We start from the raw sequence: 11,573 nt of genomic DNA, 5'->3' as shown, positions 1-11,573 counted from the left end.
CTTCGGGTAAGATCACTTCCGCTTGATGGTGCGCGGTACTGCTCAGCCCGCGATGCGCCCGCCTGTCATTGGTTGCGGCACCCCCGTCGTGGAGGGGAAGCTGATCGGCAGCCCCCGCAAGGCCCTGACGGCGAGAAAAGCGAAACACTCCGCCTCCACCGCATCGCCCCGCCACCCGAAGTCGTCCGCGGAGACGGCGGTCACACCAGCTCGGTCTTTCAGCATCGCCATGATGGTCGGGTTACGGCTGCCGCCGCCGGAAACGATGACGCGTTTGGGACGTTGCGGCAGGAGGTCGAGCGCCTTTCCGACCGCCGAAGCGGTAAAGGCCGAGAGGGTGGCGGCGCCATCGGCTGGCGAAAGCCCATCAGCCATGGCAGCGGTGAAATCGAAGCGGTCGAGCGACTTCGGATAGGGCGCAGTCATGTAAGGGTGCTGCAGAAGCCCGGCGAGCCTTTCCTCATCTACCTTGCCTGATGCGCCGAGCGTGCCGTCCCGGTCCATCTCCCCAAGGCCGAGGCGCTTGATGAAATCGTTGAGAGGCGCGTTGGCGGGGCCTGTGTCGAAGGCGACCACAATATCCTTGCCATCCCACCAGGTGATATTGCCGACGCCGCCAAGGTTCAGCACCGCCGTATCGCCGGACGTTTCGAGGCTACGCAGCAATGCGGCGTGATATATAGCGGCCAAGGGTGCGCCTTGGCCTCCGGCCCTGACATCCGCCGTGCGGAAATCATAAGCCACTTTGATGCCCAGGATAGAAGCCATCAGCGCTCCGTCGCCTAGCTGGCGGGTATCGCCGAGGCGCTCTTTCGTGGGCGCACGGTGTAGAACCGTCTGACCATGAAAGCCGACAATCCCGATCTCGGCCATCGACAAGCCGGCACTCTCTACCAGATCCCTCACAGCCTTGCTCTGCGCCCGCGTTAGTGCCTCTTCGGCTTCCGCGAAAATTGCCGGTTCCGGGCCTTGGAAGTTCCAGGCTCGCGCCTGCCGAAGAGTTTCTTCAAGAAGAGTGCGCGTATTGCCCGGATAGGGTGTAAGCTTATAAGAGCCAAAAGTGTCGATCTTATCCCCATCTGTTTTCAAGAGAGCGACGTCGATATTGCCGTCCAGAACGGTTCCGGTCATGAGGCCGACGGCCCAGATTGGCTCCATGGTAGATTCTCCCCGGTCGTTCGGCAGGTCCTGCTGCTGCGGCGTCGCGATTGCGTCGTCGGCTCACTCTGTCTCACAGATTGCCTGGTGAAGAAAGCTGCAGGCATAGGGGGCTGTCGCTACCGTCCCCCCTTGCCACAGGCTGTGGGTTCCCAAAAACTGCTTGACGCGACTCACCTGCAAGATCACTCCTACGGAATAAGGCGGATAACTTTCGTTTTAGCGTTACCGTTGCCCATCACTGTTAGTCCTGGGCTGGAGCGTATAGGATGATGAGAGAATCGCTGTGTCTGTTGGCGGAACGAGCAAGGCTTGGCCGCCCGATCAATGGATGGGGCCTTTGAGCAGGCACAAGGGAGAGTGGTGAAATGGCCGGATCGGCTAAGAAATCGGCGGTACGCAAGGCGGAGGCAACCGAAGTTCCGCGCATTCTCGCCGATGAAGCGATCGCGAAGGATGCTCGGGCCCTTTCCGAACAATTGAAGGCTATGCGGGAACGCCTGTATCCGCCAGCGTCCATGAAATCGCTGCGCGGCTTCTCCTCCGGTGAGGCTGCCAAGCTGATCGGAGTGTCTGACGGCTATCTTCGCCAACTCTCCTTGGCGGGCGAGGGGCCGCAGCCGGAAACGGGCGCCGGAGGCCGTCGTTTCTATTCACTCGCCGATATCAATGCGCTTCGCGTACACCTGGCCGAACAGGCGGCTGCCAAAGGCAATTTTGCAAAGGCGAAAGCCTACTTGCCGCGCCGGGATGCCGAGAATGGCGAACATCTTCAGGTCATCTCCGTCACCAATTTCAAGGGTGGATCGGGCAAGACCACTTCGGCCGTCCATCTCGCGCAGTATCTTGCCCTGAGCGGCCACCGTGTATTGGCCATCGACCTCGATCCGCAAGCCTCTCTTTCGGCGCTGTTCGGCTATCAGCCGGAGCTCGATCTCACCGGCAATGATACACTTTATGGTGCCATCCGCTATGACAGCGAGCAGCGTCCGCTGACCGATATCATTCGCGGTAGTTATTTCCCTGGCCTGGACCTGGTTCCCGGAAATATCGAGCTTCAGGAATTCGAACATGTAACGCCGCAGGCCCTGACGCGCCGGCAGAGCGGCGAGGATGTGGGACCGCTCTTCTTTGCGCGCATTCAGGCGGCTTTGCAGACAGTCGAGGCGAACTACGACATCGTCGTGATCGACTGCCCGCCGCAGCTTGGCTATCTGACGCTAGCCGCGCTCTGTGCTTCGACCTCCGTTATCGTGACGGTTCATCCGCAGATGCTCGATGTCGCATCCATGAACCAGTTTCTGTTCATGACGTCGGACCTTCTATCCGTGGTACGCGAGGCGGGCGGCACGCTGAACTTCGATTTCCTGCGCTACCTCGTCACCCGTTTCGAGCCGAATGACGGCCCGCAAGCTCAGATTGTCGGCTTCATGAGGTCGCTGTTCGGTGATCGCGTACTCACGTCGCCGATGTTGAAATCCACCGCAGTCTCGGATGCCGGTCTTACCAAGCAGACGCTGTACGAGGTCGGGCGGGAGAATTTTACCCGCACCACCTACGACCGCGCGGTCGAGGCCATGAATGCCGTCAACGAAGAGATTGCGGGGCTTATCCACGCGGCATGGAACCGATGACGATTGAAGGAAGGCTCGGCAATGGTTAGCCGAAAGAACGAATTGAAGGCGCTTTTTGCAGGCGGCCTTTCATCGACTGAAGTTGGAAAAGCACCCGAGACTAAGGCGGTGCCCGATGGTGACGCCGCGCGTCCGCAAACGGTCGAGACCGTTCCGCAACGGCCGGCGTCAGGCGCCGTGAAGGCCATGGGTCTTTCGCTCGGAGCCATGACCCGGGAGGCGGAGGAGGCGAGGGCTCTGCGTCAGGCGTTGAGCGAAGGCGAACGTATCGTCACCATTCATCCGGACAAGATCGCGTCCTCCTTCGTGGAGGATCGGCTCCGGCTTGATGATCGCGATGACGATGATTTTGCCGCACTGGTGGACAGCATCCGCGAAAGCGGCCAGCAGGTCCCGGTGCTGCTGCGCCCGCATCCGACGGAATCCGGCCGCTACCAGATCGCCTATGGTCATCGGCGCGTCCGCGCAGCAGGCCGGCTCGGGATCGAAGTTAAGGCGGTCGTCAGGCCTCTGTCCGACGCCGAATTGGTACTGGCGCAAGGCAAGGAAAATGCTGAGCGGCGGAACCTCTCGTTTATCGAGCGCGGCTTGTTTGCCAAGAACCTTGCCAGCCACGGATTTGACCGCAAAGTGATTGGTGATGCGCTGGCGGTGCAGAAGAGCGAGTTGTCGCGGTTGCTGGCGGTAGTGGAAGGCATCCCTGAAACCTTCATCCGCGTCATCGGTCCCGCCCCGAAGGCCGGGCGCGACCGCTGGATGAAGCTTGGCGAGATGCTGGAAAGCGGCGCTGCACAGAGCATTGCCAATGACGAGATCCAGTTCCAGCGCTTCCAGACCGCCGATACCGATGGCCGCTTTCAGCTTCTCTTCGACCGGCTGTCGCGGCGGCAGAAGCCCGACGCGCCGCAGCCGCAAGAGCTGAAGGACAAAAACGGCAAGGTGTTCGCGCGTGTGCGCCGGGAAGGGAAGTCGAAGCGGATCGAGTTTGTAGCGGACGTAGATGCGAACTTCGTCGATGAAGTCGCAGCGTCGCTGGCAAAGCAATATCAGGAGTTTCTCGCAAAGCGGTAGGCAGGCGAACACGCCTGAGACCGTTGTGAGCGAGTAGCCCGGAAGGGTTCCGATCAACCCTAACAAGGAAGCCAAGAGAGCAAGAAAAAAGGCCCCCAAAACGTCACCGTCCTGGAAGCCCTCTTCAATCTAAGCAGTTCAAGAGAATCACTTCCGATGCCCAAAGTCAAGAGTCGGCGACAGAAATGTCGTTTCCGAACGAAAAGACTTTGGCTGACGCTGGCCGTTATCCGGGCACTTGCCTCCGAATGGAGACGGACATGGTGGAACGACTGGCAACGACGCCTTTTGGCGGCGCTCCGTTCAGTGCGCGCAATTTTTCGCTGAGAGCGGAAGTGGAGCGCCGGCAAGAGCGACTGCGTTCAGGCGAAAGCGGAAATCAAACGGGCACGGCGGAGAAGTGGCAGCTTATCCGGGCACTGACGGAAGCGCGTGAGGCCTACGGCCTCTCCGACCGCTCTATCAGCGTGCTGGAGGCGCTTACAAGTTTCCATCAGGATCGGGAACTGGACGGAAAGACACCGATCATCGTATTCCCGTCCAATGCCGAGCTCTCGATCCGCTCGCGCGGTATGTCGCCTGCCACGCTTCGGCGTCATTTGGCGGCATTGGTCGATTCAGGCTTCATTTTTCGTCGTGATAGCGCCAACGGCAAGCGCTTTTGCCGCAGGGACGACAGAGGCCAGGTCGAGAACGCCTTCGGGTTTGATTTGGCGCCGCTGGCGCTGCGCGCCGAGGAGATCTTCTCGCGGGCAGAAGAGGTGCGGGAGCAGGCAAGGCGTCTCAATCGCGTCCGCTCCGAAATCACGCTTCACTTGCGGGATATAGCCAAGACGATCGAGGCAGCGCTGGAGGAAGGGCGTGCTGGAGATTGGCAATCATTCATAGAGAGGCTCCAGGTATTGTCAGGCCGGGTATCGCGCACGGGAGACATACGGGACCTCAAATTGCGGTGCGAAGCGCTCCTCCAGCTCAGAATCGAAGTGGAGGCATCCTACCTCGAAAATATCACAGAAGAAGAAATGAGCGCCAATGAGTCTATTTTTGAGCGCCATATTCAGAATTCAAATACAGACCAAAATTCTGAATTAAGCGGCAAAGAACAAGATACCCAGCCGCAGGCTACTGCCCCGGAACGGAAGTCGGTTGGAATGGGACTGAAGGACTTCCTCAAGACATGCCCACAGATTGCCGAATATGCCCGCGGCGGGGTGCATAGCTGGAGCGATGTCCTGGCCGCGGCCGAAATCGTCCGGTCCATGCTCGGCATCAGTCCGAGTGCCTGGGCGGCGGCCCGACAATCCATGGGAGATATCCCGGCGGCCGTCGTCATCGCGGCCATTCTTGAGCGGGCGGAGGCCATTAGGTCGCCCGGCGGTTACCTGCGCGACCTAACCCGCAAGGCTGAAAAAGGCCGGTTCTCCATCCACCCGATGCTCAAGGCGCTGAATGCCTGATGAAGCGCTCGATAGCCACGGGGTATAGCCTCTTGACGCCAACCAGGCACTGCCTGCCCCGCGAGAACATCGGCCACCGGCATGTCCAAAATAGAACATGCCGGTGGCACGCGGTTCGTCTACAACAGGCTCTCATGATCTCACCGACTGGCCGCACTGAAAATTCGAGGCACAGTTTTCGCGCCTTTCTGACTGTCGTGGAGACAGGTTCGGTGACCGAAGCCGCCGAGCTTTGCTTCGTATTGCAGCCGGCCGTCACCCAGGCTTTGGCTAAGATCGGAGCAGACGGCCGGCGTTCCGCTCTTCTTGCGCACGCCGCAGCGGATTTTTGCCAACCAGGCCGGGGAGATTTTGGCACGCCGGATCGCGCGCGCTTTTGCCTTGCTTGACCCCGGCTCTGACGGAACTGTCGCCGCGCCTTAGGATGACGACGACCACCCAGCTGACTTCATTGATATCCGTATAGAGCGAATAACCGAACTTATAAGCCGGTCAGACGATCTGATAAACCTTGACCCTCTGCCGCCTATAGGATGCAAGGCGAGGTGCCGTGTGTGCCTGGGAGGAGGACAAGCGGCAAGTGATGCAAGCGTCCGGCAACACCGGCTGTCTTCGGTGAATGGGTGTTACGGGATGCCGGACCGCGGCTACACGCCCGTCGAAAATGTTTTGGCTCTTGGGAGGAGTTAATGATCAAATGAATGTTGCTGGGTCTTGCCGGATTGGCGATGACCTTATCCGCTTCGGCACCAGTGTCGGCGGAGGAGATCATAAAAGTCGGCCTTATACTGCCGATGACCGGGCCTTTCGCCTCGACCAGACGTCAGGTTTCGGCTGGGGCCAAGACCAAGACGTTCATGGCAACCAAAGGCGGCACGGTTGCAGCAGGAAGATCGAGCCTGTAATTCGCGACGATGACGGGGTAGCCGACCAACCAGCCGCATCGCTCAGGAACTTGTTGTCAACGACGGTGCCAGGTTTTGGCAGCGATACAGCGGGTTACACAAGGTGAAGGGGTGTCGGCGATCACCGTCGAGCAGAAGGCACGCAAGGTCTTGCCGCTGACGGACGATGTGGTGATCCTCGACCGGGGAGCAGTGGTCTATCAGGGTCAGAGTGCCGATCTGCTGGCTGACGAAGCCGTGCTGGGCGCGCATCTGGGGGTAGAAAAAAGCATCCGGCTTTAAAGCACGCCGCGACATGCTTTAAAGAGAACCCCTTCAATCGGTTTTAGGGCTTGCTCGACAGTTCCCATTGGTGGGGCACCGAAAGGACAAGCTCCTTCAGATCCTTCGGATTGACTGCGCCTGGCACTTCCTTTCGGCTAAGGACAGCGGCCGTCGCGAAGGACACCATGCGGCCAGCGGCAAATTCCATGTTCTGCGGGTTCTGAGTCTGCAGGATATGCGGCCCGAGAAAGACTGAAATATCCTTTAGTCCCTTTGCCCTCTGGTATGTCGCAAAGGAGCCCTCCAGCCCTTCCACGTAGTCCCATGTGCCTTTGACGATCTGCAGCGCGGGCCACTTGTCGACATTGGCGAGTATGGCAGAGTCAGGATAATAGGTGGTATCGAATTCCTGCCGCAACGCGCCTTCCACCAAATCATGCCCGGCGAGGCGATATCCAAGCCCAGCCGAGTTGGGGCCGTAGAGGATGGCGCCCTTGATGTTGTCGAGCCCTCTTGGACCCTTGCAGGGTTTTTCCGGGATGTCGTAGTTGCAGTCCTGGACGAAGTTCTTCTGCATGAACCACTGGGTGGCATAGGAGCCGCGGGAATAGCCGCCGACCACGATCGGCACTTCCTTTGCCGACTGGCCGTCGAGCAGGAGTTTCGCAGCCGGTTCTTCCGCGCTTTCCTGTCCGTTGGGCGCAAGCACACGCAGTCCCTTGCCGGTGTCCAGCTGATCGAGTTCGCGGAATATGTCGTTAGCCTGCTCGGCCGTGTTGAAGCCGTTTCTGCCTCCGGAGATCCCGTTGCCGCGCCGGTCCGTGATGAGCACGTCGAAGCCCGCCGCGTTAAAGGCGCGGAGAAAGCCGCGCCAATGCCGCGTGCCTGGCTCCTCCGACAGCTCGTCGCTCTTGGCGGGGGAGTAGTTGCCCGTCGCCTGATCCACCGCAAATGGCGGTGTGCGAGGATCGTCTATCGCGGTCAGCTCGCCACCGCCGCCATTGTTCAGGATGACAAGCGCTCGCTTCTTTTTGCCATCTGTATCGGCGACGCCGGTGCCTTTGATGTACCAGCCGCGCAGTTTGATATCGCCTTCGAGCTTCAAAAGGCGGGTTTCGAAACTGTCATGCGGGACGGTGAACTCTACGATATAGGTGGTGGCGTCGCTTTGAGCTATCGGCTCGCCGTATTCGGGCTTGCCGAAATAGGCAGGACGCCTGATCTGGTGAAGATCGACGCTGCCGTCGAAGTCGATGACGCCCGACTTGTCGACGGTTCCGGTGTCGCGCGGTTCGAATTTGGCGAAAGCCCTTGCGGCCGTCATCGTCTTTTCCACGCAACCGGGATCGGCCTTGCAGACCTGCCATTTCTGCCGGATACGTTCGTCGGAAAACTCGCCGATGTAAAAGTCGTCGGGCGATACGCCGCGCGGAAGCAACTGGTTCGTCGGCGTGAACGGCAGGCAGACCTCTTGGCCATCCCAAGTTGACTTGTAGCCCGGAAGCTCGCCATTCCGGTCTATGTTGATCCGTTGGCGGCATTCGGGAACAGGTGTGCCAGGGTTTACGACAGGCTTATTGGCATCCTGAGCTGTCGCCGTGGTCGCAAACAGGATCGCGGCGAGTAGCGGCGCTTTATGATGTCTTTCCATGCGATCGCTCCTCCCTGATTGCCGTTGTTGATGGTTTGGTCTGGTAGATAGCCCCAAAGGGCCCAGGAACCAGATGCAACTCGGAGATTTAGCAAGGACATTGAATCGCCGCATCATGTTCCTATCTAATATGTACCCCAATCATCAACGACCATCTTTGAGCTGACGCAAAGCCGCGCTCATCCTTGTGGTCCTTGGCATACCGCATCTTGCGGGAAGGATTTTCATTGAACGACAAGACCAATGCCGCTGCTCGTGCGGCTGCACAAGCAAGTGAGCGCACGAAGCCACCAGAGCCTGTCTCTGACTGGAAGCCAGACCCATGTCTCCTGACGCGCCATGAGATGAAGGTGCTGATCGCCGAAAAACTCGGCTGACCTATCGAGATCGCTCCAGCCAAAAGACGGTTGTTGGGCAACCAACCCATAAATGGTTAAGGATATGCCATGGAAGAGTTTTATTCACTGAATGTTTCGGACGAACGTCTGGAAGACTGCCGCGACGTCGTCGAACCTGACCTTCAGGACCTGGTCCGCTCGGTCATCGCTTCCGGATTTTCACCCGAAGAGGTGCTGATCGCCATCAGCGAACTGGTTGCGGAAGATTTTGCGACCGTGGTCAAGACGCCCAGTGTCCACTGAAGCGGAGTTTTGATTTTGTTCTGAAACTTCCCGCCGTTAGTCCAGACGGCAGGGAAGCCGCAGAGGTTGTTGTTGATCTTGGCGGTTTCGCTGGTAGAAGCGGCATGAGTTTATGCTTGAAAGCGGGTAGTCATGAGCAAGCCAATCCTGATTTGGGGTGCCGGCGCGATCGGCGGAACGCTGGGCGCCGCCTTCATCAGGGCTGGTCAGGACGTGATCTTCGTCGATAACGCCAAGGCCCATGTGGATGCCATCAATGAGAAGGGGCTGACGGTTGTAGGGCCGATCTTTGAGGGCACGGTGAAGGGGAGGGCCTTTCTGCCGGCGGAACTGAGGGGCGTCTACGAGCATAGCTTCCTCTGTGTCAAAGCGGGTGATACCGAAGACGCCGCACACGCAATGGTCGATCATGTGACGTCCGATGGCTATATCGTATCGGCCCAGAACGGGTTGAATGAGCGAGTGATCGCCCGCATTGCCGGCCAAAACCGGGTGGTCGGCTGCTTCGTCAACCTCCAGGCAGATTATCTCGAACCGGGCGTCGTCCAGTATAGCCGTCCCGGCGCAGCGATGATCGGCGAGCTGGGTGGCCGTTTCACAGATCGTGCCGAAGACATCTACCACCTGATAAAGTCGCTTGAGCCGAAAGCGATGGTCACGAACAATATCTCGGGCTTCCTCTGGAGCAAGCTTATCCACGATACGCTGCTTTTCGGCGTGGCGCTGACCGACGATAGCATTGCCGATATCTTGGCGGACGAGGCGGCAAGGCCGGTATTGCGCAAGCTTGCACTGGAAGTGGCGACCGTTGCCGCCATCAACAATATCCGCGCCGAGCCTTTCGACGGTTTCGATCCCACGGCTTTCGGGCCTCTTGCAACCCCGGGACAGGCTGACAAGTCCTTCGACGACATGGTCGCCCACGACCGCGCATCTTGCGATATCCGGCATGACCTGGCAATGCGCAGGCGCAGGGCCGAGGTAGATGCGCAGCTATCGCCGGTCATCGAAATCGGTCGCGAGATGCGGGTGCTGACGCCACTGGCCATGCGCCTGGTGGAGATGACCCACGAGATCCAGGAGGACAAGCGGCCGCTCGCTCGTATCAATCTCGACGTATTAGCAGAGGCCGCGCCATGATGACGCGAAGATCAGCATTGCGACTGCATGAGATGTCAACGCTGATTAGAGATGCGACATCGCTGGCCAGTCAGAACTGCGACACTTGCTCTGGTGTTCAGTCCCCCCTCCGACCGGCTGTTCCGGGTTGAAAGGGAGGAGCGGGGGCGGCCGATAACGTTCTCCCTGGCTTTAGGCCCAGTCATTCTGCGGCCTCCATCCGCGCCATAGCCTTCTGCCTTTTGGCGATGACGTCCGGATCGTTCATGAAATCCGTCCTGCGACCTGGCTTGCGGCCGCGCTTCTGATAGCCGTTGGCAGTGCTGCCATCACGAATGCCGAACATATGATCCGTCTGGCCGGTGCGGCGCGGACCGCTTTTGCTGCGCTCAAGTTCTCGTCCAGCCTGCATCTCGGCGACGATCGACAACATGTCGTCCAGCCGCTTGCTGTCGACGACCTCAGCGCGATGCACCGAGCGCAATGTATCGAAGGTCCTGTAGGGCAGGGCAAAGCTCTCGTGCATGATCTCAAGCCGGCCGTCCGGATAATCGCACACAACCACCTTCTGCCCAGCCAATTGCATGGAGATCTCGGTTGGATCCAGAATGAACAGCACCTTGTCGTAGCGCAGCCTCAAAGCCTGCGACAGCGTGCGAACTTCCTTGCGGCACATCGCTGCGTCCAGATTCTCATGATCGGCCAGTGGCCGATGCATAACTTTCGGATTGCGCGGCAGCTTGCCGAAACGCGCGTTGAAATCCGTAATGAACTCAGGCGCATAGGCATTGGCTGCCTCGATCGTGTCGATGCCGCGAAGCCGCATCTCCTTGACCAGCCGATCCTGCAGCGTCTGATTGGCACGTTCCACACGGCCCTTGGCTTGAGGCGTGTTGGCGCAGATGATGTCAATGTTCAGCTCATAGAGCGCCCGACCGAATTGTGTCAGACCACTCGTCCGGTCCTTCTGCGACGCACGGGTGGAACGGAAGACACCATGCTTATCGCTGTAAAACGCCAGCGGTTTGCCCCATTGCTGCAGATAGGCCTTGGTCGCGTGCAGATAGTCGAATGTGTTCTCCGATCCGGCAAACCGTAGATGCAGCAGCTTGCCGGTTGCGTCATCGATATAGACGAGAAGGGCGCATTTGGGCCCACGGTTCTCGAACCACCAGTGATGCGAACCATCGATCTGCACCAGTTCGCCAAAGCAATCACGTCGGCCGCGTGGCTGGAAAACCCGTTTCTTGCGTTCTCTGCGTGAAACCCAGATACCAGCCTCGGTCATCCATTGTCGCAGCGTCTCCTTGGCAACAGAGATCCGGTGCAGCTCGATCAGCTTCTCACGCGCCAAGGTCGGTCCGAAATCCGCATAGCGTTCGCGAACCAGATCCAGCGCCGCATTGCGAAACTCCTCGCTATGGCGCCGATTGCTCGGCCGCGATCGCTTCCTGGAAACAAGACCGGCCGGACCATCCCGGTCATAGGCTTGCAGCAGCCGATGGACCTGGCTTCGACTGAGGTAGAGCTGTTCGGCAGCCTGGACAACGCTCAGGCGTCCTTCATGGATCTTCTGGATAAGTTCGAGGCGATGCAATTCTTTCTGCGACATGGTGATCAAACAGGACATGACGACTCCAACCGCTCATGGTCTCGACCAAGCTCGAAGTCGT

12 protein-coding genes are annotated in these 11,573 nt (G+C 59.1%); 9 read left to right on the top strand and 3 right to left on the bottom strand.

The features are described 5' to 3' along the window. Positions 1-42: 42 nt before the first annotated feature. The gene (locus EPK99_RS05970) at positions 43-1,158 is read right to left on the bottom strand and encodes an anhydro-N-acetylmuramic acid kinase (protein WP_128442011.1); all 1,116 of its coding nucleotides are present in this window, start codon (positions 1,156-1,158) and stop codon (positions 43-45) included. Positions 1,159-1,526: 368 nt separating this feature from the next. Between EPK99_RS05970 and repA the strand changes: the two genes are divergently transcribed. The 6 genes from repA to EPK99_RS25235 all read left to right on the top strand — a co-directional run bounded on the left by repA (position 1,527) and on the right by EPK99_RS25235 (position 6,507). Further along, on the top strand, positions 1,527-2,792 hold the full coding sequence (gene repA, locus EPK99_RS05965) for a plasmid partitioning protein RepA (protein WP_128442009.1): 1,266 nt from the start codon (positions 1,527-1,529) through the stop codon (positions 2,790-2,792). Positions 2,793-2,813: 21 nt separating this feature from the next. Continuing rightward, a complete protein-coding gene (repB, locus tag EPK99_RS05960) occupies positions 2,814-3,863 on the top strand; it encodes a plasmid partitioning protein RepB (protein WP_128442007.1) in 1,050 nt (349 codons plus the stop codon). Between the two features lie 248 nt (positions 3,864-4,111). Further along, positions 4,112-5,320 (top strand): plasmid replication protein RepC, encoded by a 1,209-nt coding sequence (repC, locus tag EPK99_RS05955; RefSeq protein ID WP_342633733.1) that lies wholly within the window; start codon positions 4,112-4,114, stop codon positions 5,318-5,320. Beyond that, entirely contained in the window at positions 5,320-5,709 is a 390-nt protein-coding gene (locus EPK99_RS26060) for a helix-turn-helix domain-containing protein (protein ID WP_425374170.1), read from the top strand. Before repC ends, EPK99_RS26060 begins: the two co-directional genes overlap by 1 nt. Before the next feature lie 339 nt (positions 5,710-6,048). Next, the gene (locus tag EPK99_RS25240) at positions 6,049-6,225 is read left to right on the top strand and encodes a hypothetical protein (protein ID WP_164901708.1); all 177 of its coding nucleotides are present in this window, start codon (positions 6,049-6,051) and stop codon (positions 6,223-6,225) included. A 111-nt stretch (positions 6,226-6,336) separates the two neighbouring features. Continuing rightward, positions 6,337-6,507, top strand: coding sequence for a hypothetical protein (locus tag EPK99_RS25235; RefSeq protein WP_164901707.1), 171 nt, complete (start codon positions 6,337-6,339; stop codon positions 6,505-6,507). 43 nt (positions 6,508-6,550) lie between these two features. Here the strand turns inward: EPK99_RS25235 and EPK99_RS05945 are convergent, their stop codons facing one another. Then, positions 6,551-8,140 (bottom strand): alpha/beta hydrolase, encoded by a 1,590-nt coding sequence (locus tag EPK99_RS05945; RefSeq protein WP_205909057.1) that lies wholly within the window; start codon positions 8,138-8,140, stop codon positions 6,551-6,553. Positions 8,141-8,367: 227 nt separating this feature from the next. Between EPK99_RS05945 and EPK99_RS25230 the strand changes: the two genes are divergently transcribed. The 3 genes from EPK99_RS25230 to EPK99_RS05935 all read left to right on the top strand — a co-directional run bounded on the left by EPK99_RS25230 (position 8,368) and on the right by EPK99_RS05935 (position 9,921). Further along, on the top strand, positions 8,368-8,517 hold the full coding sequence (locus tag EPK99_RS25230; protein WP_164901706.1) for a hypothetical protein: 150 nt from the start codon (positions 8,368-8,370) through the stop codon (positions 8,515-8,517). 69 nt (positions 8,518-8,586) lie between these two features. Further along, positions 8,587-8,781, top strand: coding sequence for a hypothetical protein (locus EPK99_RS05940; protein ID WP_128442002.1), 195 nt, complete (start codon positions 8,587-8,589; stop codon positions 8,779-8,781). A 132-nt stretch (positions 8,782-8,913) separates the two neighbouring features. Then, positions 8,914-9,921: a ketopantoate reductase family protein gene (locus EPK99_RS05935; RefSeq protein WP_128442000.1), complete on the top strand. Its 1,008-nt coding sequence runs from the start codon at positions 8,914-8,916 to the stop codon at positions 9,919-9,921. A 181-nt stretch (positions 9,922-10,102) separates the two neighbouring features. Here EPK99_RS05935 and EPK99_RS05930 read toward each other — a convergent pair whose 3' ends face one another. Next, complete coding sequence (locus EPK99_RS05930) at positions 10,103-11,530, bottom strand: ISNCY family transposase (RefSeq protein ID WP_128441998.1); 1,428 nt, start codon at positions 11,528-11,530, stop codon at positions 10,103-10,105. Positions 11,531-11,573: the final 43 nt, after the last annotated feature.

The sequence above is a fragment of the Neorhizobium lilium genome (assembly GCF_004053875.1).
Classification (GTDB): domain Bacteria; phylum Pseudomonadota; class Alphaproteobacteria; order Rhizobiales; family Rhizobiaceae; genus Neorhizobium; species Neorhizobium lilii.
This window is presented reverse-complemented; position numbering and strand designations above follow the sequence as displayed.

What these genes read in the sequence shown, in the direction of transcription:
- EPK99_RS05970 (WP_128442011.1), bottom strand. Translation starts at nt 1,158, where the DNA reads ATGGAGCCAATCTGGGCCGTCGGCCTCATGACCGGAACCGTTCTGGAC.
- repA (WP_128442009.1), top strand. Translation starts at nt 1,527, where the DNA reads ATGGCCGGATCGGCTAAGAAATCGGCGGTACGCAAGGCGGAGGCAACC.
- repB (WP_128442007.1), top strand. Translation starts at nt 2,814, where the DNA reads ATGGTTAGCCGAAAGAACGAATTGAAGGCGCTTTTTGCAGGCGGCCTT.
- repC (WP_342633733.1), top strand. Translation starts at nt 4,112, where the DNA reads ATGGAGACGGACATGGTGGAACGACTGGCAACGACGCCTTTTGGCGGC.
- EPK99_RS26060 (WP_425374170.1), top strand. Translation starts at nt 5,320, where the DNA reads ATGAAGCGCTCGATAGCCACGGGGTATAGCCTCTTGACGCCAACCAGG.
- EPK99_RS25240 (WP_164901708.1), top strand. Translation starts at nt 6,049, where the DNA reads ATGACCTTATCCGCTTCGGCACCAGTGTCGGCGGAGGAGATCATAAAA.
- EPK99_RS05945 (WP_205909057.1), bottom strand. Translation starts at nt 8,140, where the DNA reads ATGGAAAGACATCATAAAGCGCCGCTACTCGCCGCGATCCTGTTTGCG.
- EPK99_RS05940 (WP_128442002.1), top strand. Translation starts at nt 8,587, where the DNA reads ATGGAAGAGTTTTATTCACTGAATGTTTCGGACGAACGTCTGGAAGAC.
- EPK99_RS05935 (WP_128442000.1), top strand. Translation starts at nt 8,914, where the DNA reads ATGAGCAAGCCAATCCTGATTTGGGGTGCCGGCGCGATCGGCGGAACG.
- EPK99_RS05930 (WP_128441998.1), bottom strand. Translation starts at nt 11,530, where the DNA reads ATGTCCTGTTTGATCACCATGTCGCAGAAAGAATTGCATCGCCTCGAA.